Source organism: Nitrospira sp. (assembly GCA_024760545.1).
Classification (GTDB): Bacteria; Nitrospirota; Nitrospiria; order Nitrospirales; family Nitrospiraceae; genus Nitrospira_D.
In genome coordinates this window covers 1125703-1148236 of sequence record CP060501.1, presented here as the reverse complement: position 1 = coordinate 1148236, position 22534 = coordinate 1125703, and the positions used below count along the sequence as shown (strand labels likewise).

The 22534-nt window shown below is 57.2% G+C and carries 24 protein-coding genes and 2 tRNA genes; 11 read left to right on the top strand and 15 right to left on the bottom strand.

All coding sequences use genetic code 11. The annotated features are described in order from the left end of the window. Positions 1-69 precede the first annotated feature (69 nt). The 5 genes from H8K03_05520 to H8K03_05500 all read right to left on the bottom strand — a co-directional run bounded on the left by H8K03_05520 (position 70) and on the right by H8K03_05500 (position 5148). Positions 70-297 carry a hypothetical protein gene (locus tag H8K03_05520; GenBank protein UVT21370.1) on the bottom strand — a complete coding sequence of 76 codons (228 nt, stop codon included), beginning with the start codon at positions 295-297 and terminating at the stop codon, positions 70-72. A 220-nt stretch (positions 298-517) separates the two neighbouring features. After that, positions 518-1492 carry a VTT domain-containing protein gene (locus tag H8K03_05515; GenBank protein ID UVT22380.1) on the bottom strand — a complete coding sequence of 325 codons (975 nt, stop codon included), beginning with the start codon at positions 1490-1492 and terminating at the stop codon, positions 518-520. Positions 1493-1496: 4 nt separating this feature from the next. After that, positions 1497-2045, bottom strand: coding sequence for a DsbA family protein (locus H8K03_05510; protein UVT21369.1), 549 nt, complete (start codon positions 2043-2045; stop codon positions 1497-1499). Positions 2046-2056: 11 nt separating this feature from the next. Continuing rightward, on the bottom strand, positions 2057-3715 hold the full coding sequence (locus H8K03_05505) for an FAD-dependent oxidoreductase (protein ID UVT21368.1): 1659 nt from the start codon (positions 3713-3715) through the stop codon (positions 2057-2059). Between the two features lie 2 nt (positions 3716-3717). Next, positions 3718-5148, bottom strand: a complete 1431-nt coding sequence (locus H8K03_05500; GenBank protein UVT21367.1) for a cyclic nucleotide-binding domain-containing protein — start codon at positions 5146-5148, stop codon at positions 3718-3720. 190 nt (positions 5149-5338) lie between these two features. On the opposite strand from H8K03_05500, the gene H8K03_05495 reads away from it, so the two are divergent. Then, positions 5339-5776, top strand: coding sequence for a DUF5069 domain-containing protein (locus H8K03_05495; protein UVT21366.1), 438 nt, complete (start codon positions 5339-5341; stop codon positions 5774-5776). Between the two features lie 41 nt (positions 5777-5817). Here the strand turns inward: H8K03_05495 and H8K03_05490 are convergent, their stop codons facing one another. The 5 genes from H8K03_05490 to H8K03_05470 form a co-directional block, all read right to left on the bottom strand. After that, the gene (locus tag H8K03_05490) at positions 5818-6450 is read right to left on the bottom strand and encodes a hypothetical protein (protein ID UVT21365.1); all 633 of its coding nucleotides are present in this window, start codon (positions 6448-6450) and stop codon (positions 5818-5820) included. A gap of 278 nt (positions 6451-6728) precedes the next feature. Beyond that, on the bottom strand, positions 6729-7160 hold the full coding sequence (locus tag H8K03_05485) for a hypothetical protein (GenBank protein UVT21364.1): 432 nt from the start codon (positions 7158-7160) through the stop codon (positions 6729-6731). A gap of 201 nt (positions 7161-7361) precedes the next feature. Beyond that, entirely contained in the window at positions 7362-8171 is an 810-nt protein-coding gene (locus H8K03_05480) for a CHAP domain-containing protein (GenBank protein ID UVT21363.1), read from the bottom strand. Between the two features lie 24 nt (positions 8172-8195). Beyond that, positions 8196-9755: an AAA family ATPase gene (locus H8K03_05475; protein ID UVT21362.1), complete on the bottom strand. Its 1560-nt coding sequence runs from the start codon at positions 9753-9755 to the stop codon at positions 8196-8198. Between the two features lie 153 nt (positions 9756-9908). Next, complete coding sequence (locus tag H8K03_05470; protein UVT21361.1) at positions 9909-10640, bottom strand: hypothetical protein; 732 nt, start codon at positions 10638-10640, stop codon at positions 9909-9911. A 184-nt stretch (positions 10641-10824) separates the two neighbouring features. On the opposite strand from H8K03_05470, the gene H8K03_05465 reads away from it, so the two are divergent. Next, a complete protein-coding gene (locus H8K03_05465) occupies positions 10825-11463 on the top strand; it encodes an MBL fold metallo-hydrolase (GenBank protein UVT21360.1) in 639 nt (212 codons plus the stop codon). A 17-nt stretch (positions 11464-11480) separates the two neighbouring features. Next, a complete protein-coding gene (locus H8K03_05460; protein UVT21359.1) occupies positions 11481-11987 on the top strand; it encodes a bifunctional nuclease family protein in 507 nt (168 codons plus the stop codon). Between the two features lie 148 nt (positions 11988-12135). On the opposite strand, the gene H8K03_05455 is transcribed toward H8K03_05460, so the two are convergent. Further along, positions 12136-12444, bottom strand: a complete 309-nt coding sequence (locus H8K03_05455; GenBank protein ID UVT21358.1) for a hypothetical protein — start codon at positions 12442-12444, stop codon at positions 12136-12138. Between the two features lie 181 nt (positions 12445-12625). On the opposite strand from H8K03_05455, the gene H8K03_05450 reads away from it, so the two are divergent. Further along, positions 12626-13111, top strand: coding sequence for a class I SAM-dependent methyltransferase (locus tag H8K03_05450; protein UVT21357.1), 486 nt, complete (start codon positions 12626-12628; stop codon positions 13109-13111). A 57-nt stretch (positions 13112-13168) separates the two neighbouring features. On the opposite strand, the gene H8K03_05445 is transcribed toward H8K03_05450, so the two are convergent. The 4 genes from H8K03_05445 to H8K03_05430 all read right to left on the bottom strand — a co-directional run bounded on the left by H8K03_05445 (position 13169) and on the right by H8K03_05430 (position 17417). Continuing rightward, a complete protein-coding gene (locus tag H8K03_05445) occupies positions 13169-13594 on the bottom strand; it encodes a PEGA domain-containing protein (protein ID UVT21356.1) in 426 nt (141 codons plus the stop codon). A 113-nt stretch (positions 13595-13707) separates the two neighbouring features. Then, on the bottom strand, positions 13708-14700 hold the full coding sequence (gene trpS / locus H8K03_05440; protein UVT21355.1) for a tryptophan--tRNA ligase: 993 nt from the start codon (positions 14698-14700) through the stop codon (positions 13708-13710). Then, positions 14697-15437, bottom strand: a complete 741-nt coding sequence (locus H8K03_05435) for a site-2 protease family protein (GenBank protein UVT21354.1) — start codon at positions 15435-15437, stop codon at positions 14697-14699. The genes trpS and H8K03_05435 overlap by 4 nt, the downstream gene beginning before the upstream one ends. A gap of 9 nt (positions 15438-15446) precedes the next feature. Next, positions 15447-17417: a penicillin-binding protein activator gene (locus H8K03_05430; protein ID UVT21353.1), complete on the bottom strand. Its 1971-nt coding sequence runs from the start codon at positions 17415-17417 to the stop codon at positions 15447-15449. A 148-nt stretch (positions 17418-17565) separates the two neighbouring features. On the opposite strand from H8K03_05430, the gene xerD reads away from it, so the two are divergent. From xerD to tolB, 7 genes are all read left to right on the top strand, one after another. Next, entirely contained in the window at positions 17566-18495 is a 930-nt protein-coding gene (gene xerD / locus H8K03_05425; protein UVT22379.1) for a site-specific tyrosine recombinase XerD, read from the top strand. Between the two features lie 108 nt (positions 18496-18603). Then, a tRNA-Val gene (locus H8K03_05420) sits at positions 18604-18679 on the top strand. A 133-nt stretch (positions 18680-18812) separates the two neighbouring features. Further along, positions 18813-18890, top strand: a tRNA-Asp gene (locus tag H8K03_05415). Between the two features lie 73 nt (positions 18891-18963). Then, positions 18964-19665, top strand: coding sequence for a MotA/TolQ/ExbB proton channel family protein (locus H8K03_05410; GenBank protein UVT21352.1), 702 nt, complete (start codon positions 18964-18966; stop codon positions 19663-19665). Then, positions 19662-20105, top strand: coding sequence for a biopolymer transporter ExbD (locus tag H8K03_05405; protein UVT21351.1), 444 nt, complete (start codon positions 19662-19664; stop codon positions 20103-20105). The genes H8K03_05410 and H8K03_05405 overlap by 4 nt, the downstream gene beginning before the upstream one ends. Positions 20106-20118: 13 nt before the next feature. Next, positions 20119-21162 (top strand): TonB family protein, encoded by a 1044-nt coding sequence (locus H8K03_05400; protein UVT21350.1) that lies wholly within the window; start codon positions 20119-20121, stop codon positions 21160-21162. A gap of 3 nt (positions 21163-21165) precedes the next feature. Continuing rightward, entirely contained in the window at positions 21166-22506 is a 1341-nt protein-coding gene (gene tolB, locus H8K03_05395; protein UVT21349.1) for a Tol-Pal system beta propeller repeat protein TolB, read from the top strand. Positions 22507-22534: the final 28 nt, after the last annotated feature.

Here is a 22534-nt window from a genome sequence, read left to right as displayed (position 1 = left end):
CCGTTGCCTCATTGGAGCACACACTGCGTCAATGGAACCCATTGCAAGGCCGAGAGCCGAACGCCTCGGCTAGTGATTTCTCGCCAGATTAGTGCCCTCTCGTTGCGCCAGCCTCTTTAACAACGCTTGTCCTCTCCTCGTCCCGCTGCCGAGCAGGCCGGCCTGCCGGTTCTTACGCCGTGGGCGCCACCCGTCAAACAACTTCCAGCTCGGGGAGCGATGTGTCGCGCGAAGGGCCTGTGTCACAGGAAGATCGGCCGGATAAATAGGCCGCCCATTATCTTCTGACAACATCATGGTGTGACCTCCTTGTTCAGGCGTCACTATGACACTATGGCGTTAAACTCGAATTACGCCGATGTTACAGGGGCATGACAAAAGGTGAACGCGCATTGAGGTTATCGATGAACTCGTGATCCAGGAGAAGTGCGGTGAGAGTCCGATAAGGAAGAGCATCGCGAGTGACGGAACGTGGACGTTACAGCGATGAGACAAAATCACTGAGGGAGCAATCTGATCAGGTTCGTATTTCCGTAGTCACCACAACACCGACTTTGGAATCGTCTATCTCAAGCGGATAGGCCAACTCACGCCAGGCGTCGATGCCGCCCACGAGCGGCCGGACACGGGTCACCCCTTTTCGTCTCAGCATCAATGCCATCCTCGCGGACGTCGCTTCGTTTGGACAGGCGCAGAACAAAATGACGTCCCGGTCCCGTGGGATGTCGTCATGGCGTTGCTCGAGCTCTTCGGCGGAGATTCGCAAGGCGCCCGGGATGGTATAGGGATCGGCCACATGGTCCTCGATGCCCCGCAAATCCACGATGGACAACGAATGACCATCGTCCATGAGTTGCTTGAGCTCCGATGGGCTGATGCGAGCCACTCGCAGGTCCCGCAGCAGTTTTTGCCGGTGGAGATACTTATAGAGCACGTATCCGCCAAGGATGACAGCAAGCAGAATTCCAGCCGTTTTCCCGAGCCGCATGACCTGTTCGGCTAGATAGCTGATCTGTTCGCTTAAGATATAGCCGAGAAAAAGAAACAGAAAGCTCCAGAGCAGCGATCCGGCGCCGTTAAAGAGCAAGAACCGCCCTATCGAGACTTTGAAGAGGCCTGCCAACGCGGGCGCCAGCGTGCTCAACCCCGGGATGAACTTGGCCAGGATCAGCGCACGGATCCCATGCCTGACAAAAAGATTCTCTGTGCGTCTGACGCAGGCGTCGGGCTCAAGCGCAATCCGGCACAACAGGCTGAGGGTCTGCCGTCCGCGATGGAGGCCGAGTTCGAACCAGACCATATCACCCAGCAGGCATGCGGCAACGGAGAGGCCGGTCAGCACGGCGAGATGTGCTTCCCCTTCCGCTGCGACGGCTCCGGCGGCGAGCAAGACCGGGACGGCGGGGATTGGAAGGCCGATCTGCTCGGCAAGGACGGTCAGGAACACCACGATCTCGATGTGAGAAAGCAGAAATTCGAGCGCCTGCTGCATGGCGTTAGGCTGATGCGCCGAGCGTTTTGCGGATGGCGACCGACAACGCATGCACGTCGTCCGCTCCATCCTGCCGATGGCCATTGACAAAAAACGTCGGCGTTCCCGTCACTCCGTACTGATGACCCGAGGCCGCGTCCGCGCGGACGCGATCGAGATAGCGATGTTGCTTTAGGCCCTCGCCGAATAGAACTCTATCGAGTTCGAGCTGGCCCGCATAGTCCATGAGATCACGATATTCAAGTTCCCATTGGTGGGCAAACAACATGGCATACATTGGCCAAAACTTCCCTTGTGCGGCGGCTGCTTCCGCGGCCTCGGCGGCCTGTACGGCATGAGGATGCTTGTGCGCCAGCGGAAAATGCCGGAACACGAATCGGAAGTCATGGCCGAAGTCGCGCTGTAGAATCTGAACGGTCTTGACCGCTTCTCGACTATATGGGCATTCGAAGTCGCCATATTCCACGAGCGTGATTCGAGCCGCACCATCCCCCTCCGAGTGATCATGTTCCGTGATGACGAATGCCGGCGCATGAACAGGGTCCTTGGCCATGGCGCCCCCTCCTAAACTTCATCCAGATAGCGCTCGATCATCTTTTCTGCGATAGTGCCTTCACCGACCCCGGATGCGACCCGCTTGATCGAGCCATGTCGCGCATCGCCTGCCACGAAGATTCCCGGCACACTGGTTTCGAATAAGTACGGCGCTCGCTCGAGCGGCCAGGTCGGGGGCAAACAGCCGTCCCGCACTAAATCCGGACCGGATAAGATAAACCCGTGTTCATCGCGGAGGACGCTTTCTCCTAGCCAGTCGGTATGCGGTTGGGCGCCGATGAGAATGAACAGGGACTGTGCCGGCACCGTGCGGCAGTCTTTGGTCTTGGCATGTTGGAGAACCAGCGACTCGAGCCGGGACGTGCCTTGGACCTCGGTCACCTCCACGCTGGTTTCGACGACGATGTTCGGCGTTTCCTTGAGGCGCTCGATCAGGTAATAGGACATTGTGGCGGTCAGTGAGTCGCCACGGACCAGCATCGTTACCTGACGGGCATGGCGCGCAAAGTATACGGCCGCCTGGCCGGCTGAATTCGCGCCGCCGATGATATAGACATCCTCCCCCTTTGACGAAAACGCTTCCGTCATCCCGGCACCATAATAGATCCCCGCACCGGTCAGCTGAGCCATTCCCGGTACGTTCAGCGTGCGATAGGAAACACCGGTTGTAATGAGGACGGTTTTTCCGTTGAGCTCGCTGCCATCGGCAAGCGCGACGATCCGCGCTGGGCCGGCCACACGCACACTGACGGCTTCCTGCGGATTCAGCAATTCGACGCCGAAGCGTTGCGCTTGCGTCAAGGCGCGTCGCGCGAGATCCTGGCCGCTGAGACCGGCTGGGAAGCCCAGGTAATTCTCAATCCGAGAGCTCATGCCGGCCTGCCCACCCGGTGCTTCACGTTCGATCAGTACCGTCTTGAGCCCTTCGGATCCGCCATAGACGGCGGCGGCTAATCCGGCTGGTCCGGCTCCAATGACGATGAGGTCATAGAGGGGTTGTTCGGCTTTCATCCGAAAGCCGACTTTCTCCGCCACCTGGAGCGTGGTCGGATGAATCAGGAACGATCCGTCGGGGAACACGACCACCGGGAGTTGATCGTGGCCGGCATGGACGGACTGAAGCAGAGACTCCGCTTCGGTCTCCTTCTCGACATCCAGCCACTGATAGGGAACCTGATTTCTCGCCAGGAATTCCTTGATCTGATGCGTGTGAGGCGACCAGCGGTGGCCCAACACCCGGATTCCTTGGAACGGGGCCTTGAACGAGGCATGCCAGTCGTCCAAGAGGTCGTCGATGACCGGATACAAGCGTTCCTCCGGAGGGTGCCATGGCTTCAGCAAATAGTAATCGACTTGCGCGTCATTAATCGCTCGAATGGCCGCATCTGTATCGGCATAGGCGGTCAGTAAGGCTCGCTTCGCGTTGGGGTAGAGCGGGATGGCCTGTGCGAGAAATTCAACTCCCGTCATCTGAGGCATCCGCTGATCCACCAAAAACAAGGCAACCGCCTCATTTCGGAGTTTGAGCTGTTTCAGTGAGGCGAGCGCGTCGGCTCCCGATTCAGCACGGAGGACTCGGTACTGTTCACCATAGTTGCGGCGGAGGTCGCGCTCGACCGCACGTGAAACTTCGGGATCGTCATCTACCGTGACAAGAAACGGTTTCATGCTCAGGCCTTTTCCCTGGACGGATCGCTCTGTCCGGGGCCGGCCGCCGGCGGTTTGCGCGTCATCGGCAAGCGGACGAGGAATACCGTGTGTCCCGGCTTCGATTCAAATTCGATCTCTCCGCCATGGCGGTCCGCCACGATGCGATAGCTGATGATCAGTCCGAGGCCGGTCCCCTTCCCGACGCCTTTCGTCGTGAAGAACGGTTCAAAGAGGTGAGGCCGAACATCTTCGGGGATGCCCGATCCGTTGTCGTGGATCTCCACAAGCACTTGATGATCCTCGCGACGCGTGCGGATTCTCACGTTCCCTTTTCCGTTCACCGCATCGGTCGCGTTATCGATGAGATTCGTCCACACCTGATTCAGCTCGTTTCCATACGCGGGAATCGGGGGAAGCGAACGATCGTACTCCCGTTCCAGTGTGACGCCTTTCAGCTTATGGGACAGCATAGTCAGCGTGCTCTCGAGCCCTTCGTGGATGTCGATCTCCTGCAGCGGGGCGCGGCCTTCGTACGAATAAGCCTTCACCGCGTTCACCAATTCCGCGATGCGGCTGGTGCTACGTTCGACCTGTTGAGTCAACTCCTGTAGCGACAGGGTTCCCGTCATCCATCTCAGCACATCGCCCATCGCCTCCTCGGGAAACTGCTTGCTGATCCCTTCGAGCCACGCTCGATCCAGTCCCGTACCGACCAAGATACTGGCCAGTTTCCATGCGTCGGCGATGTGGTGCCGTTCAAGCCACGTCAGCACCTCCTCCTCTCGATCGTTCCGGGTCAGGGGATCCAACGGCGTTGTGGGTTGAGGACGTGTGGCGATGTCGCGCTGAATCTGCGCGACCGCCTCGGACTGTCCCGTTGAGAGCTGCCGCTGATTCAGGCGGCAGGCGAGGGCTGGAAAGCCGCCTGCGACGCTGAGCAGGTCGGCAGCGGCGCGACGTGCCGCCGCAGCCGGATTGTTGAGTTCATGGGCGAGGCCGGCCGCCATGGTCCCAAGCGAGACGAGCTTTTCCCGTTGTTGGGAAAACCCCTCCAGCCCTCGAAGCCGCGCCGCCATGGTCCGCAAGATTTCCTTCGCTACCGATGGGCACAGGCGCATCAATAACCAGAACTGTTCTTTTGAATATCGCAAGAGCCGGCAGGGAATTCGCGTCTGGGCATCGACGAAGTACGGGATGTCCAACAGCAATGACACTTCACCGAAAAACTTTCCGGCCGTATGGACCGCCATCACCACTTCTTGACCGCTGTAGGTCTTGCTGACGCGAATCTCTCCTTCGAGAATCACGTAAAACGCGGTCGCGGAATCCCCCTCTCTGGCGATGATCTCACCGGCCGGCACCTGTAGCTCCTCGCCTTGTTCGAGACAGCTAGTCTCTTCTGGGGTAAGGCCCGCGAACAACGGGAGTTTTTGTAGGTCAGCTGGATTCATATGGTTCTCACGAACTTTCCCGCAAGGTGTATCGGAAGATTGAGACTCCGGTAAGGTATGCCGTTACGATTATCACGTCAATGGACTTCGGCAAGACACAGGAAGTGTCAAGGGGAGGGGCAATCTGACTAGACTTTACGGGTTTTATATTTGTATCGTGCTGCAATCATTCAAATCGGAGAACTAATCGATGCCCCATGAAATGTATCCCCGCAGCCCGAAAGCTCTTCTTGGCGGCATCGCCCACTTGGGGCGATTTATCGACAAGATTCGTCTACGCAACGGCGGGCATATTCAGGATTACAACTACATCACGGTTGGGTTCGATAAATATTTGACCGATTTTCTGGGCATCGATGCGAAGGTATTTGAGCAGCAGGTTTTAGCCGGTGGGACGGATGAAGACTTGCTCACCTGGGTAAAGGCCAACGGCCGCAAGGTCTCCGATCAGGAGGTTGCGCAATGGTCCCAAGGACTGCTGGCCTCCTGCCCGAAGGATGAGGCAGCCCGTCTGCGACTTGAAGGCCGATTGAGAGATATTGCGACCAAGCGTGGTGTGCGGGTTGAGACACTCCCACTTGTGACCACCTGGGCTGATGTCATCGAACTTGATGAAGACCGCTTGTGATGTGGGGAACATTCGTCATGACCGAGGAAGTAGACGGGTCTTTACCTCATCTCCGCCCATCCGCCTGTTTGGGAACGAAATGTCAGGTGCCGGGCTGAGGTGCGAACCATCGCGGCGTCATTTGTCTGATCCACCGCTTGCACCTGTTCATTCGCCGTCCAACGCACGGTGAAGAATCCTCCCGTGAAAGCGGAAAATGCCAGCGCTCGCTCGGAGGTAATCGCGATGACCACATGGCCTCGACCCTGGACTTGCTTCACGAGTTCGTTCGGTCCCAGCGCCTCGCTGAACCAATGACCTCGGCTTTCTTGAAACCCATGAACTCGCCGGTTGGTCTGAACGAAAAGCAGACGCGGTAGCACATGATGCCGCTCGACCTGCTCCTCGACACCCAACTGCACCTCAGTCCATCGGCGTAAACCAGAAGAAAATCCCAAGAGTCTGCGGGACGTCTGCGCAAAACCGGCTGGCCCTCGTGCCGCCGTTGCGACGACAGTTTCATTGACTCCTAATGCTTCCTCAACAGGACTTCCTCCTCCCGGCAGGGCGACGACTCTGTCTTTTATGACCGTGACGAGGACGTCGACAGAACGAACTTCGGCGAAAGCCGAATGAGGGGAGAGAAGAAGAACAAGCGCTAGAGCAAGCATCGGTCGGGGTGTGATGAACGTCATCTTCTTTCTTATCGAGTGAGCTGTGCTCATGCTCCTTATCAGGCAAAGGGCAAACCTATGTATCTCTCTGAAAAGTCGATCGCATGGATGAGGCATCTTTGCCAGATTGTAGCAATCTTGCTCAATAGCTTTATCAGAGAATTGTGAGGTGGGGAACAAGGTGGCTCAGTGCCGGCAGGGTGAAAGCGACAACAAGAAAGGCGACCTGCTCAGGGTAACAGGACGCCCCTTATCAGCCGGCCGCCCTCATTTTTCACGGCTTGGAGTGGTGATGGGTTCTACAGCGATGGCAGTGTCAGCAACTTCTTCATCTCGCAGTGAGCGAGGACGACGTCGGGGGCGCGCTGCAACGCTTCATAGTAACTCCGCTCGTACCCATCGCCCATTTCCGAGGGGCGAATCAACGCGCGCACCTCGGTCAACAGCATGGCGACATCGTCGACCGTCAGCCGCTCGCCTCCATCCAGCAACTCGTCGATGCGAACGACCATGTTGGAAAGCGGATGCAGCCAAGTAAACCACGGATCGTTCATCACCAGTTGTAGGAGTTGGCCCGTGGAGTCCACGCGCCCATAGATCCGCTCATAGGTCAGCTGCTCCGCTACGATCAAAGCCTTATGCAGGCCCAGCAGACCATGCCGAACATCCGTGAGAGTTCGACGGAGCGGGTTAGTTTCTCGGACATGTGTTTGTTTAGATGAGGTAGCCATAGAATAATCTTACCAGGTCAATGGAAGAATTGGGACTCAGTGCCGGTCCTCATATGATTGACGCCTTGATATGTCCCTTATCGGATACCATGCGCTTGTTCTGTAGTGGTGAGCCAGATCATCGTGCTGTTTCTCTTCGGCTGGCAAATCCTGGCCTTTTCCGTGGAGTTGGATTGTCATAAGACGGTCCGGCGATTGGCGTCATCGTTCGGGTACCGCCGAGACGGAAGCCCGCTGCCTGCTCTGATTCCCAGTGAAGGTGTCGGCCAAGGAGGTGCTTCGCTGAGGATCTAAGAGGCTTCCGTAGAAGGAGAAGAGCTCACCGGTCAATCGAGCCGCATTGTCGGGGTCGGTCGGGTGCTTCCGCCGTATATAGTCGTTCAATACGTGGCCGTCAGCGGTCTTGTGAATGTGAGGTTGACTCAGATTCATTCGGTAGCGCGCGATCGCGTCGGCGACTCGACTGATGAAGACCACGGTGCCGTCGCGGTCCGAGTGCTCGACGACGCCTACATGGGTGAGCGGATCGTTCAGCTTACCGTCGCCATTGAAATCCCATGTGTTATCGAAAAATACGAGGTCGCCCGGGTGGACATCCGACCCTTGATGCACAACACCATGTTGACGCACATGATTGTAGATAAGCCGGACGCCATTCCCTTTCTGATCATCGATAGGTCCACGATATAGATCGATGCCATGTTCCAGGAAGATCGCGCGCGCTACTCCGGCGCAGTCGTAAGCGATGCGCCTGCCTTGGCTTGTGATCGTTCGTGCGCCGACCAGTCTTGCAGCGGACTGAACGATGGCGGATCGGCTGGGAAGCGATGTCCTCAGGAGCAAGGGGGGATGCTCCGGGGCCGGCATGGCTGGTGCTGTGCGCTGGACCGATATAGAGGATTCCGGCGGCGCAGTGCTATCCGCCGGTGTCGGTGGTTCAAAGGCGTTCCGGTCCGGCTTCTGGGCCGGCCTGGTGCAGCCCACGAGGGTGGCAATCGCGATTGTGGCCATGATGAACAGGAATCGCATTTGCGGTTACCGCACGTTCACGAATCGGTCTTTGGCCGTCTGTCGAAGCGCATCGATGTCTTCGCGCCTGGTGACGGAGAGCGGGATGGTGTGGGTCAATTCTTCGACCAGTAGGTCGGTTGTGAGCGGCGTTTTCTGATGGAGAGCCCGATAGAGAGCCGCCACCACTGCTTGTTCGATTTCCGAGCCGCTAAAGCCGTCGCTGGCACTGACAATCTTGCCGAGGTCGAACTTCTTGCTGTCTTGCCTGCGCAGCCCGAGGTGAATTTTCCAGATGGCTTCGCGTTCGGCGTCGTCCGGCAGGTCGACGAAAAAGATTTCATCGAACCGGCCCTTGCGAAGGAGTTCGGGTGGCAGCGAGGACAGATCATTGGCCGTGGCGACGACAAACACGTCCTGCTTCTTTTCCTGCAGCCAGGTGAGGAAGGCGCCGAAGAGTCGGCGGCTCAAGCCCGCGTCGGCTTCGCCGCTTCCTCCGCCGGCCACCATGGCTTTCTCGATTTCATCGATCCACAGGACGATCGGGGACAAGGACTCCGCCATCTCAATCGCCTTACGGAAATTCTTTTCCGATTCGCCGACGAACTTGTCGAACAACCGACCTGCATCGAGTTTCAGGAGCGGAAGCTTCCACTCGCGTGCGATCGCCTTCGCGGCAAGCGACTTGCCGCAGCCCGGCACACCGACCAGCATAATGCCGCGAGGGGGTGTGAGGTTGAGCGATTTGGCTTCGGCGGTAAATCCGACTTGGGCGCGTTCCAGCCAGGACTTCAGACTGGTGAATCCCCCCAACTCAAACCGATTGTCCTCCAAAGGATAATATTCCAACAAGCCGCCATCCTTGATTGCCTGAACCTTACGCTTGAGGATGGTCTGTACATCTTCGGCAGAGAGGGTGCCGCGCTCGACGATGCATTGAGCGATGACTTGGCGCGCTTGATGGAGGGTCAAGCCCTGTAGGGCACGGAGAATTGCGTCAGACTCCTGGGTGGTGGGTCCCTTGTCTGCCGCCCTGGCCTCGCTGATTGAACTAAGGATGCTTTGCGCAAGGGTCGTCGAACGGGCGCGAGGTGTGGTTCGAGGGCCGAGCGATTGGAGGAGACCGCGCAACATGGACTGGAGTTCTGCTCGATCCGGCAACTTCAGATCGAGCCGCACGGCAAGTTTTTCAAGGTCCAACGGCAGCGCGATGGGTTGGCCGGTGAGCACACAGGTCGCACGAGATCGGCTGTACGCTGCTGCAACCTCTCGAAGCTGACGGCATACGGCTGGGTCTTGAAGGTGCGGCGCGAGATCCTTGAGCCAGAATACCGCCTCCACGGTGAGGCCATGAAGATGTTGAAGAACCGCCAATGGAGTGGCGGTCAACTTGCTGAGGGTCGGGGCTTCGTCGGCGCGGGTGAGCCCTCTCGTGACGGACCACTCAAAGAGCGGCATGCGCTCTTGTGCCGTGACCGATTGGAGCAAAGCCAGTACCCGTTCTTCTTCCACCGTTTCGATGACGACAAGAGGGTGGGAGGAACGGATCAGGGTGCGGAGATCGTGCACGCTGGTCGACAAGGCCATGGCGTGGAAATGCTAGCACGAGGTATCGGCCGGGCCAAGAAAACCGGTGAATGTCACCGGATGTTGGGCGGACGAAGGTACAAGTAGATCTTGCCTGATGAACCCATCGTTGAAGTGGAGCTCTTGCGGGGTATCAACCTAGAAGACGGAACCCTATGTTTTGCTTGGCGCTTCGAGCGCCTTGTTGATTTCCCCGATCAGACGGCGCTCGATTTCACTGGTTTCCTCAGCACTGACAGTCAAGATACGCCCGCCCTGCGCGAGTTTTTCAAATTCCGCTTTCACGCTGAGTTTGGTGACATTGGCGGGAAGAGCCTGGAGGGAGATGACATATTGATTCCGAAAGCCGGCCACTTCGAGTGAAGTCGGGGTCGACACCTTGCGTGCCGTAACATAGGCCGTCCGTTGATCGGTCTTGGCGCTCAGCTTGAGTTGATAGCCGTTCCGCGTGAGTGTCTCCTCAATAGCCTTTGCAACGGTCGTCATGGGTCGAGGTAAGGTATCGACTTGTGCCCCCTTCTCATCGATATTGAGCGATTGAGCGGCTTGGGCCGCCGTGGTGCGTTGGACTTCCGCGCTCATGCGTTTGGTTTGCGCCAGTTGCAGTTCCAGTTGCTCGGTGAGCTGTTTGGTCTCGGTCTTGGCGCTCTCGGTCGTGTGCCGCGCGTCACGGAGTTCCTGATTGAGCAGGTCGATTTGCTGTTGCATCACCTTATTCCCGTCCTGCAGTGAGCCGAGAAGGGATTCTTGTTTGGTGATTTGCTTCTTGAGGGCGTCGTTCTCGGCGCGAAAGGGACTGTCGTCCGGGGCGCATCCCGAGATGGCCAAGACCAATATGGATCCGATCCGCAATGACCACTGGGGCACAGACATGTCGTCTTTCACGCGAGTGTCCTCCGAATAAAGTGCGGGGATTATCCACGCTTTAGCCCGACTTGTCCACGTGGGATTCGAGTGTTTGATCCTTCCGCCTCCTCAGCGGTATGTTCTTTACGATGAGAACTGCGGCAGCATCATGAATGTCACTAGCTTGCACCGCAGTGCCGTCCAGCTGTAGCATGCCTCAGTGATGCCTTCACTGCTTCGGAAAACCTTCTCCGTCCCTCCGCTTGGCTGTAACTGTTCGATCATCGGCGATCCGATCACGAAGCAAGCCGTTGTCATCGATCCCGGTGGGGCGCCGGAGCGAATTCTCCATGAGGTGCAGAAACTGGGTTTCACCGTCAGTCACATCCTCCATACGCACGCCCATCTCGACCACTTTTTAGCGTCCAGCGAAATCAAGAAGGCGACCGGCGCGACGATTTGCCTGCACCAGGGTGATCTCGATCTGTGGAAAAATCTGGAATTGCAATGTCGCGTGTTCGGGGTTTCTTATGTCCCGGCGCTGCCTCCGGACCATTGGCTTCAAGATGAGGAACAGGTCATGCTGGGTCAGATCCCGATCGTGGCGATTCACACGCCGGGCCATACGCCCGGGTCGATGAGTTTTCATGTGCCGAATGAACAACTCGTGCTGGCCGGCGATACGCTCTTTCGGGGAAGTATCGGCCGGACCGATTTATGGGGCGGCAACTTTGAGGCCATCGAGGAATCGATTCGCGAGCGACTCTATACGCTCGACGAAGCCACAACCGTGGTGACCGGACACGGGCCGGAAACTGAAATCGGCGTCGAAAAGGAGACGAATCAGTTTGTCCGTGCATGACAGGACGGGGAGGGACCATGGCTCCATACAGGCTGCTGGTACTTGTTACGCTGCTCTGTCTCGTGCCGGTTCATGCGCTTGCCCTGACGGATGAGCCACCAACCGCTCGTCCTGATCCAATCACGATTACCGAGGTCAAGGTTCGTGTCTCGGATCACGGTCCGGTCGTGTTGCTGCAGGCCGAAGGCCGCACCATTCCAATTTTCGTTGATGTGACGGTGGCTCTCTCGATTCAAGGTGTGTTGAATGGGGAACAATTGCCTCGTCCGATGTCGCACGATCTGATGCGCGCGATCCTGGAGGCCTATGGTGGGAAGGTGACCCAGACGGTCATCACGTTGCGAGGCGGTGTGTACTTTGGAGCACTCACTGTCTCGCTCAACGATCAGGTCAAAGTGTTCGACAGCCGGTCATCCGACTCAATCGCCCTGGCGATACATTTCAATGCGCCGATTCTCGTCGGGCGTGATCTGCTCGAATCAGCCGGGAAGGTTCCGGAAAAAGAAAAAGAAACGGAGCTGTAATGTCTCAGGTTGTTGCAAGATGCGCAGCGATTGAAAAAGGTCGTCCTCCTAGGCCGCAGCGAACGAAGCGGCGAATTGTACGTTGGGCTGTACGGTAAGCCCTCTAAGTGATACGAGAACAACGCAAGCGGCATTTTCAATCGCTGCGCTATTCTTTGGCGAGGCGTTCCTTGAGTCGCTCAAGCCGCTTTTCAGTGGATTGTTTGATGAAGATCATGTTCTCGGCGAGATGTTGCTGGGCGGTGATCTTTCCTTCGTCGCGCCGCTTTTGCTGATCGAGTCCGAACTGCGCGATGATCGGTCCGTCTTCTTTGTTGAGCTCTTTCCAGATTTCGGCACAGCGTGGCTGTTTGGCCGGCGGGTACTTGTCGCAGGGTGGATCGGCGGCAGAAGAAATCGAAGGTAGAACGGCCAGGTTGATGATCAGAACCGACCAGTATCGCCACGAGTGAATCATTCGTTTCTCCATCGGAATGTCTGTCCGTCGGCCGCAGCACCATACCACAAGTTCTGAAATCTCGCAGACCCTTCAGACTTATGAGAAGGATGCCGAGCGTTTCCTGAAACATTGGGGAAAGAGGAGATACAAGCGGCCACCCCTGTTGACTGAGTGGTTAACATTCCTTCCTAGACAAGGTGTGCTCCTCGACCTGGGTTGCGGTGCTGGTCAAGACGCCCGGTATCTCACGAAGCAAGGGCACCGAGTCATCGGTCTGGATCGAACCATGCCCTTGTTGCAGTTTGCGACAAGGCAATCCCCGTTCGTGCCGCTTGTCCTCGCGGACATCAGAGCGCTTCCCATTCGAGCCGACAGCATTGACGGAATTTGGGCGGCGGCCTCATTGATTCACCTACCGAAGAGAAGCATGACGGATGTGTTGGTTACGCTTCACCGTCTTGTGAGACCAGAGGGTTTCTTTGCCGCGACGCTGACATATGGACGCCTCAGCCGCGTCAAACGGACAGGTTGGATGCCGGGCCGGTATTTTGCGCGCTGGAGAAAAGACGAACTCGCAAGGACACTCTGTCGAGCAGGATGGACGGTGCTATCGATGCGAGTCGTGAACAATCAAGAACGCAAGGGAAGATGGCTCAATGTGATTGCTACGAGAGCGAGAGGCTGAATCTCTGGCTGACTAAGGTTTTACGAGCGAGTAACGTCCCGATGGCTCAGTGCCGTCTCATTGATTAGAAGGGAGTGCCGCGGCCGATTTCGGCTCCAACGTGACGTAAACCTTGTCGGCGAAGATGTAATACCCGCCGTTGTCTTTGTCGGTTGAAATGCACGAAGGTGAGAAGATGATGACGCAGCCGAAGATATCGCCAAGAACCCACCACGACCAGGTTCTCGTGAGGGCCATGGTCTTCGGCTCGTACCCCTCTTTGGTGATGATGGCCTGATGGTCGCCTTTTCGGCTCAAAGAGACGGTTCCTGGTGCGAGCAAGTGGACGCGGTCATCGACGACAACCTCTGCATCCAGCGGCGTCGTGAAAATGGTGACGGACTGATGGTCGCCGTGCCACCAGGAGCCGCACCCGGTGAGCGAGACCAGTCCCACAAGCAGTGCACTCTTTATGATTTTGACCTCAATCGTCCTGCAAGCCATAGCGATTTCTCCCGCTGATAGATGCCCTGCGAGGCATTTTTCCACTGTCTCGGGTGTTCTTCTAGTGGATTCGCAAATCTTGCAGGAGGAGGTTCGAGACGAGAAAGACTTGGCTAGATCTTCATAGACTCGTTCACTTCGCGCAAAGTCGCCTGGGCGACCGCGGAAGCCCGCTTGCTGCCGGCTTCGACAATCTCGTCAACGCGGGATGGATGCTGAGTCAGCTTGGCGCGAGCGTCCCAGATCGGCATCAACTGTTCCACCATACGGTCCGCCACGAGTTTCTTGCAGTCGATGCAGCCGATCGCGGCGGTCCGGCATTCTCGGTTCACCTGGTCTTTGACCGCCTGTGAAGAATAGATATTGTGAAATTCATAAACAGGACAGAGGTCTGGATTGCCGGGATCGGTGCGTCTTACGCGGGCGGGATCAGTCACCATGGTCTTGAGCTTTTGCCGGACAACCGGCTCCGGGTCCGACAGGTTGATTGTATTGTGGTAACTCTTGCTCATTTTTCGGCCATCGGTGCCGACTACTTTGGGGAACTTGGTCAGATGTTCCTTCGGTTCGGGGAACACGGGTGCTTTGTAGATGTCGTTGAACCGCCGAGCGATCTCCCTTGTCAATTCGAGATGAGGGAGTTGATCTTTCCCTACCGGCACAAAATCCGGTTTGTACAAGAGGATATCGGCAGCCTGCAGGACCGGGTAACCGAGAAAGCCATAGGTGGTGAGATCTTTCTCTTTGATCTCGTCCTGCTTCTCTTTATAGGTCGGATTACGTTCGAGCCATGAGATTGGAGTCATCATGGAGAGCAGCAGGTGCAAGATGGCATGTTCGGGAATACGCGACTGGATAAAGATCGTAGACCGATCCGGGTCGATGCCGCCGGCCAGCCAATCGATCAACATTTCCCGAACAAACATGCGAATGCGGCTTGTGTCGGCATAGTTGGTCGACAGGGCGTGCCAATCGGCGACAAAAAAGTAGCAGTCGTATTGTGCCTGTAGCGCCTTCCAATTCTCCAAGGCTCCGAGGTAATTCCCGAGATGCATGAGGCCACTGGGCTGCATGCCGCTGAGCACGCGGCTCCGTGGCGCCGTCATTCCGCACCTCCTGGGCGGAGGCCGAGCGCGGTCGACAGAATCGTCCCGGACACACCTGAGGCGAAGGTGCCGGTAATCGTATGGATGACGTGTAATTCCTTGTCAAATACGATTAGGCCCACCAAGATGAGCATCCCATAGGGCTCCAATCGTGCCAATGCCATGGCCGGTTTGGCAGGGAGCAGCGCCGTCAAAATCCGGCCACCGTCGAGCGGCGGGATCGGAAGCAGGTTGAACAGCGCGAGAAAGACGTTGATCAACACAGAATACAGCGCCATGACGGCAATCGGACGCAAGATCATGGTGGCGAGGAGGCTCGATGACGCATCAGCCTCAGATGCATTTCTGAGGGATAAGGTTGGTTCGATGGTCAGCAGCAAGGCCAAGAGCAAGGCACTTGCGACTGCCAGCAGCAGATTCATCCCCGGACCTGCCGCGGCGACAAGCGCCATATCCCGCCGAGGTCGATGCATATTCCGAGGGTCGATCGGAACCGGCTTTGCCCAGCCCAGCAGAAAGCTTCCGGGTAACACCAAACAGATCAAGGGCAGAATGACGGTCCCGAAGGGATCAATGTGAGCCAGGGGGTTGATGGTGAGCCGACCCTCATTTTTCGCGGTCGAATCGCCGCACTTCTCTGCCATCCATCCGTGTGCGTATTCATGGAGCACCATCGCGAACAGCAGAGGGAGCGCCATATACGAGATCGTGTGGATGATGTGTGAGAGGGAGTTCATGGAAATTCGTCAGTCCAATTGTACAAACTTACCCTGTTTGACCTGCAGAAGAAAGAGCGGTCGGTGCAGGGTGCCGTCCGGTCCGAAACTGGCGGGACCGGCAAGTGTCGGCAGGTTGTGCTGCGTCATCAAGAATTCTTGGAGGGCTTCGCCGGAGGTTGCACCGTGACGGATTCCTTCGATCACGATTCGAGCCGCATCATATCCCTGCATCGTAAAGAGGGAAGGGGTGGTTTGGAAACGCTTCTGGTATCGCTGGACGAACTCCTGCACGGCAGGGGTCGGACTGTCGACGAAGAAGCCGTCGACGAATGTGGCGCCGTCGACCGTTCGATCGGCGGTGCGGGCGAAATCCTGCGAGTTCCAGCCGTTCGTGCCCAATAGAGGAGCTTTAATGTCGTGATAGGCCAGCTGGGCGGCGATGAGGCCGATCTCATGAGAGCGACTCGGGATGAAGATGGCGTCGAATCCCGGAGTATAAAGGACGCGCTTTTCTGTTCGGCTGATCGGTTTGCCGGGTAGACGCGGCACATCCACCGGAATGGCCAGCCCATACTTTTTCAGGTCCTCGGCCTTGAGCCGCTGGATTTGAGGTCCGAAATCGGTTTCCCCTTCCTTGAAAGTTTCGATCGCGATGATTTCGCCGTCGCGCTGACGCACTTCCTGAATGAAGAGGCGGGCCAGTTCCCGCCCGTAGACTGTGTCAGGGTGGAGAATGCAGAACCGTCGATAGTCTCGTTCTTTCGCGGCATACGCGGCGATACGCTGGGCTTGCATCGCGTAGGTCAGCGACGTGCTGAACAGATAGGTGCCCAATCGGCGGACGTTCGGGAGCGTTGCCGCCGGTGTGATCAAGGGCACTCTCGTCCTTTGCGCCATTTCTGCCATGACCGGCAGATTCTTTGACAACATGGGCCCGATGACGGCGAGCGGACGATCGTCGTTCAGCAGCTCTGAGAGATCATCTAAAAATCCCTGCCGGTCGGCATCATGATCTTTCACGAGCAACCCAACGGTTGGAGTACCGGGCTGCTCGCGGGCCCGTTCCACTGCGAGCTGAATACCTTCCAAGACGTCGTTCGCAAACACGGACAGGTTTCCAGACAGTGGGAGGACCGCCGCGAGGAAATACTGATTGGCTTTCAATCTGGCCCTCAAGAGGTCCAGGGTCTCGCTGGCCTTTGGGCTATAAGGATGGCCTGGAAATGAGGCCAGGAATTGTCGAATCTCCCGTTCCGCTAAATGGTCTTCGCCGCGTCCGGTGTAATACTCAATGAGACGGATCGACGCGAGGTCACCCGGATAAGAGCGCGGGTATCCGTCCCGTACTCGGGCCAGCCCTTTCTTGTCCAACTTCTCGGAGATAAATTGACGAATCTGCTCCCGCGTTTCCTTGACCTGTTCCCCCGAACTGCCTGCCATTCCCTCCAGTAATGTGTGGATGGCCCGGACATATTCTTTCTTTTGAGCGAATGCTTCCGCAGTCAGTTGCTGAGCCTCATGCCTGGTGGTTTCGTCCAGCGTCGTCGTCCGTACCTGGGCCAGTAATGGCAGGGCCAAGTCGATATTGCCCATTGCCACGTGGGTCCGGGCCAGCAGCAGCTTGCCTCGATCTACAAGCTCGGATTCAGGGAACTCTGTCTGGAGCTGGTTGAGATAGCGGAGCGCCTCGCCGTAGTCCTTCATGCCGTAGAGGGCTGCGCCGAGCAGCAGGTAGGTGTCATCGAGGTGTTCAGGCGGTGGAGTCGTGGTCAAGAATCGACGCAAGGTGGAGGCGGCGGACTCGGGATCGCCTTTTTCAATCAGTTGTTTGGCCTGATTCAAGATCGGCGGAATAGGAGAAAGATTCTTAGCGGGATCCGCCGCTTCACTCCATCCAGCTGATAGCAGAGTAATACCGAGCATCGCCGCAAGCGCGATGATGACCATCAGCGGCGGCTTGGCTGAAACGGGGAAAGGGTTATACGAGTAGGCGAGCATTACGTTCGGCCCGTGGTAGGCCGTACGTGACTAGTATCGGAAAGGGTGCGACCTGTCAAGGAGAACTACCGTGGCGTCATTGTACCGAGCAAGTGACTTGGCTATAGTCCATTATCCGATGGCTATGGCTCACTCTTCACCACCATTATTGGATCCTCTGGTCGAACGATATCTCTGCCAGCTGAGGGTTGAAGGAAGGTTGGCAACCAATACGCTGGAGGCTTACCGGCGGGACCTCCTCCGATTGCAGGAGTATCTGCGGGAGCATCAATTCAGCATGAAGGATTCCATTCCACCGCATACTGTGCGGTCGTTCCTGGCGGTCCTCAAACAGGACGCGCTTGCGGCATCATCGGTTGCCCGCATACTCTCGGCGATTCGAGGATGGTATCGGTTTCTGGTTCGAGAAAAAATCGTGGACGCAAGCCCAGTTCGTGATGTGACGGCGGCGCGTCGCCCGGTCCGATTGCCGAGGACGCTGACGCATCAGGAAGTGACGGCGTTGCTGGAGTTGCCCGCGCGGGATCGCCTTGAGGACCAACGTGACCGTGCCATGCTGGAATTGCTGTATGCATCGGGTCTGCGCGTTTCAGAACTCGTGGGGCTGCATCTCTCCCAGATCGATATGACTCTCGGCTGCCTCAGGGTGATGGGGAAAGGCGCTAAGGAACGAGTCGTGCCGGTGGGACAGACAGCGCGGGAGCTATTAGTTGAGTACCTCGAGCAGGTACGACCAGCCCTGCTCAAACGGCGATCGTCCCGTGCCCTCTTCGTCAGCAGGCGTGGGCAGGGACTCACGAGGCAGGCGTGTTGGAAGCTTCTTCTACACCGCGCGCGACGCGCGGGTATTTCCAAGCCGATTTCGCCGCATATGCTCCGGCATTCGTTTGCGACGCATCTCCTGGAAGGCGGGGCCGACCTCCGAGCCGTTCAATCGATGCTGGGACATGCGGATATCGAGACGACCCAAATCTATACGCATGTGGAGCGTAGCCGGCTTAAGCAAGTCCATCGGCAATTTTTCCCGCGGCAGATCAGTCGCCGACGAACTGACTCAGAGAAGGTGAGGAAACCATAGGAATGAAATGGTGTCGTCTATGGCAAAGAAAGCAGCACGAGCTATGCGCATCCTGGTTGACAAGGAGATGCGGACTTGGTACGCTCCGCGGACGTTGCCAAGAAAATCGGGCGGATAGCTCAGTTGGGAGAGCGCTGCCCTTACAAGGCAGAGGTCACAGGTTCAATCCCTGTTCCGCCTACCATTGGAAGACTCTGGTAAGCAGCGACAGGAAGAGCACTTCCGTAACGAAGGATCCGATTCCTACACTCGGGAGTTGAGCGGCGACCAACGATATCCACTTGTCCTGCTGTTGTTCCGCTATTGAGAGACTTTACGGGGCCGTCGTTCAGCCTGGTTAGGACGCCAGATTGTCAATCTGGAGGTCGCGGGTTCAAATCCCGTCGGCCCCGCCATTTTCCCCAGTGTTTGGTACAATCCACTTTACCAAGAAGCGTTGAGCGCTGAGGAGGGAGAGTCTAGACTCGTATGTTTCAAGCCGGTCCACTGGGAATTATTGCGTCGCTCGGGATTGTCTCGAAGGTGGTTCTGCTGATTCTGGTCTGCTTTTCCATCATTTCATGGGCGATCATTTTCTATAAATGGGCGACGTTTCGTGCGGCCGAGGCAAAGGACCGCCGTTTCATGGCCGTATTGCTTCGGGCAAGAGATGTCGAGGAAGTCACACGGCACGCGCAACAAACGGCCGGAAGCCCCTGTGCGAAAATTTTTCATACCGTCGTCCAGCGATTGGGCCATATCCCCACCGAACTGAATGACACCGGCTCCATGGCTTTTGATCGGCATGTGATGGAACGGACGGCGGCACATCTGGCCCAAGGTCAGATTTCCAAACTGGAGTCGTATCTGCCGTTTCTGGCGACCACCGGGAACATAAGCCCATTCGTGGGCCTCTTGGGAACCGTCATGGGCATTATCGACTCATTCCGGGAAATCGGCACACAAGGCACGGCCAGTATTGCGGCCGTTGCGCCGGGGGTTTCGGAAGCGTTGATTGCGACCGCCGCCGGATTGTTCGCCGCGATTCCTGCCGTCATCGCCTATAATTATTTTCTCACCCGCATCAGGCGAACCGCATTGCACATGGATTCCGTCGTGGTGGAACTCCTGGCCTTGGTCCCAGCCCAAACCAGACCTGTCGCTCAGGTTCCCGTTGGGGCGAAGGGATGATTTTCGAGACGCGACAACGTCGATTCTTGGCGGAGATCAACGTGATTCCGCTCGTGGATGTCGTGCTCGTGCTGCTGGTGATCTTCATGGTCACCGCGCCGATGCTCTATCGGGGAATGGACATCAAGCTGCCGACTTCAGCGTCGAACACCATCAAGCCGGAGATCCGGGCGGTGCTGACGATCGAGAAGGACCAGCGCCTCTACCTCGACAAAGATCAAGTGAGTGTGGCTCAACTCGAGCGAAAGCTGCGTGTGTTGAAAGAAGAGCATGCGGATGTCTCACTGTATCTGCGCGCCGATCGCGACGTGCCGTATGGCATTGTGGTTCAGGTGATGGATGGCGTCAAGAAAGCCGGTATCGAGAAACTCGGTATGGTAACTGACCCGACGGGACCTGAACGAGTTGAGGGTCCATCGTCCCCTCCACATAACCAGTAGGATAAGGTTCACGGTGCAGGCTTGGACATCAGCCGGCATGTTAGCGGATGATGAATGGCAGGCGACGCTGACTCGTCGCTTGGCCGGTGCCGTCGTCGTTTCTCTGGTGCTCCATGTGGGAATACTGGCCGTTGTCGGGTGGATACGACTGCCTCAACATGGTGAGCGGCCTCTGGCTTCCATTGAAATATCCCTCGCGAATCTCCAGACGCCTCCGGTAAAGACCGTTGAACCCGAGAAGAGTCCGCCGAGTAAAAAAGAGGTAGAGCGACCCAAACCGGTTGAGCAGCCCAAGCCCATTGAGCGCTCCAAGCCTGCACCACCAGTCAAAGCAGCGCCGTCGCCGGCACCGCCTGTGAAAGCAGCGCCGATTCCTCCTCCGGTGGCTCCCGCAAAGCCGTCAAATGACATCATGCGCGATGTCATGAAAGACATTGAATTGCCGCCCGACGCTCCGAGGTTGGGGGACATCAGTCCAGAGGACAAACCTAAGAAGCTGCCGGCCATGAAACTGCCCGATGTGCCGGTCGTTGCGGAGACAAGGGAAGCGACGGAGAGAAAACCGGTCGTTCCCGCGCCGTCTTCATCCTTGACGGAAGATGTCGCGAAAGAATTGGACGAAGAACTCAAGAAGATCAGGAAGCTCGAACCTCCCAAGGCAACAGCTCCCGCTGACGTGCCGCCGAAGCCCGCGCCCCAAGTGGAGGCGAAAGCGGTGAGCATTAAAACTGTCGACACCACGCTCAAGGTTCCGGGGATGGCTCCGGGGTCCAACGCGTATCTGGGGCTGGTCCGTCAACGCATCAGTGGCTTCTGGAGCGCCCCTCCGGTGGATGTGACCGGGCAGGCCTATGTCGTCATTGTGCAATTCAGACTGCATCGAAATGGGTCGGTGACCGGGGTATCGATCGAACGGTCCTCCGGAAATGAATATTATGACTTGGCCGGAAAACGGGCTGTGCTCAACGCGGTTCCCTTGCCTGTATTCCCGCCGGACATCACGGATGCCTATTTCGACGCGCATTTCACTTTTACCGTCGGTGAACCTCAAGGATAACCTATGACGTTTCGAGCTCTCGTGATCGTCGGTTTTTGTGCATTGGCCGGTCTGGTATGGATCATCGAATCCGGTGCCGCGGACGTATTTCTTGAAGCCACAAGACCGGATTTTCAGAAGATTCCGTTGGGAGTCGCCGGGATCGATAATATCGGCGGATCGGAGTCGCCTGAAGGGCGTGTCAAACTGGGCACACGCATCGAAGAGGTACTCAAGGCGGATGTGCGACGCTCACTCGTGTTTTCTCTTGTCGATTTGTCGAGCCTGGGCATTAAAGTCAGTCAATCGGGAGCAGAGCCTGATCCGTCCTTCAAGCAAGCTGCGGAGAACGGGGTGTCCGTCATCGTGTGGGGCAAGGCGGGGATGAAGAACGGAAACAAGGACCCGGATGTCAACATGGATGGGTACGTGTATGATGCCGGCACCGATGAAGTGGTGGGTGGCAAACGATACGTCGGCTCCACGTCGGTCGTCCGGCTTATGGCGCATCGATTTGCGGATGAGTTGGTCTTCCGGTATACGGGTGAGCCGGGAATTGCCAGGACGAAGATCGCCTACGTCTCGGAGCAAGGATCGGCCCGCGAATTATTCGTGATGGATTACGATGGGTATGAGCCGCGTCAGCTGACGGCGGACGGCTTCTTGAACCTGATGCCACGCTGGTCGCCGGATCGCCGATTCTTGGTCTTCACCGCGTACCGCAATCGAAACGCTCAAAATATCGACATGATTGAGCTTGCCACTGGAAAGCGCTGGACGCTGGTTGCGCAGGGAGGGTTGAACATCACGCCGGCTCTCTCTCCGGATGGAAATGCGCTGGCCTATTCTTCAAGCCATGAAGGAAACGCTGAGCTGTACCGCTTGGATCCCCGCACAAAAGCCGTTCAACGACTGACGACGAACGCCGCCGGAGATCTCTCTCCTTCCTGGTCTCCTTCCGGTCGTGAGCTCGCCTTTACGTCGGATCGGAGCGGAGGCCCGCAAATTTTTCTCATGAGTGCGGATGGATCCAACGTGCGTCGATTGACGTTTGATGGTGACTATAATGCCGCGCCGGCGTGGTCGCCTCGAGGGAATTGGATCGCCTATGTGTGCCGGACCTCCAAGAAAGAATACAAACTGTGTTTGATCACACCGGACGGCCAGAAGCATGTACAGCTCACGACGGGACCGGGCGTGGACGATTCTCCCTCCTGGTCTCCGGATGGGCGCCATCTCGTGTTCAGTTCGACGGCGGACGGAAAGAGCCAGATCTACATGATCAATGCGGATGGCAAGGATTTCGAGCGCATTACGTTCACGGGCACTCACAACAGCGCGCCGACATGGTCGCCGGCTTCGTGATTTTTTGATGAGGCATTGACGATAATCG

Excerpts from the sequence above, each read along its gene's own strand:
- H8K03_05520 (UVT21370.1), bottom strand. The coding sequence starts at position 297 with ATGATGTTGTCAGAAGATAATGGGCGGCCTATTTATCCGGCCGATCTT.
- H8K03_05515 (UVT22380.1), bottom strand. The coding sequence starts at position 1,492 with ATGCAGCAGGCGCTCGAATTTCTGCTTTCTCACATCGAGATCGTGGTG.
- H8K03_05510 (UVT21369.1), bottom strand. The coding sequence starts at position 2,045 with ATGGCCAAGGACCCTGTTCATGCGCCGGCATTCGTCATCACGGAACAT.
- H8K03_05505 (UVT21368.1), bottom strand. The coding sequence starts at position 3,715 with ATGAAACCGTTTCTTGTCACGGTAGATGACGATCCCGAAGTTTCACGT.
- H8K03_05500 (UVT21367.1), bottom strand. The coding sequence starts at position 5,148 with ATGAATCCAGCTGACCTACAAAAACTCCCGTTGTTCGCGGGCCTTACC.
- H8K03_05495 (UVT21366.1), top strand. The coding sequence starts at position 5,339 with ATGCCCCATGAAATGTATCCCCGCAGCCCGAAAGCTCTTCTTGGCGGC.
- H8K03_05490 (UVT21365.1), bottom strand. The coding sequence starts at position 6,450 with ATGACGTTCATCACACCCCGACCGATGCTTGCTCTAGCGCTTGTTCTT.
- H8K03_05485 (UVT21364.1), bottom strand. The coding sequence starts at position 7,160 with ATGGCTACCTCATCTAAACAAACACATGTCCGAGAAACTAACCCGCTC.
- H8K03_05480 (UVT21363.1), bottom strand. The coding sequence starts at position 8,171 with ATGGCCACAATCGCGATTGCCACCCTCGTGGGCTGCACCAGGCCGGCC.
- H8K03_05475 (UVT21362.1), bottom strand. The coding sequence starts at position 9,755 with ATGGCCTTGTCGACCAGCGTGCACGATCTCCGCACCCTGATCCGTTCC.
- H8K03_05465 (UVT21360.1), top strand. The coding sequence starts at position 10,825 with ATGCCTTCACTGCTTCGGAAAACCTTCTCCGTCCCTCCGCTTGGCTGT.
- H8K03_05460 (UVT21359.1), top strand. The coding sequence starts at position 11,481 with ATGGCTCCATACAGGCTGCTGGTACTTGTTACGCTGCTCTGTCTCGTG.
- H8K03_05455 (UVT21358.1), bottom strand. The coding sequence starts at position 12,444 with ATGATTCACTCGTGGCGATACTGGTCGGTTCTGATCATCAACCTGGCC.
- H8K03_05445 (UVT21356.1), bottom strand. The coding sequence starts at position 13,594 with ATGGCTTGCAGGACGATTGAGGTCAAAATCATAAAGAGTGCACTGCTT.
- trpS (UVT21355.1), bottom strand. The coding sequence starts at position 14,700 with ATGACGGCGCCACGGAGCCGCGTGCTCAGCGGCATGCAGCCCAGTGGC.
- H8K03_05435 (UVT21354.1), bottom strand. The coding sequence starts at position 15,437 with ATGAACTCCCTCTCACACATCATCCACACGATCTCGTATATGGCGCTC.
- H8K03_05430 (UVT21353.1), bottom strand. The coding sequence starts at position 17,417 with ATGCTCGCCTACTCGTATAACCCTTTCCCCGTTTCAGCCAAGCCGCCG.
- H8K03_05410 (UVT21352.1), top strand. The coding sequence starts at position 18,964 with ATGTTTCAAGCCGGTCCACTGGGAATTATTGCGTCGCTCGGGATTGTC.
- H8K03_05405 (UVT21351.1), top strand. The coding sequence starts at position 19,662 with ATGATTTTCGAGACGCGACAACGTCGATTCTTGGCGGAGATCAACGTG.
- tolB (UVT21349.1), top strand. The coding sequence starts at position 21,166 with ATGACGTTTCGAGCTCTCGTGATCGTCGGTTTTTGTGCATTGGCCGGT.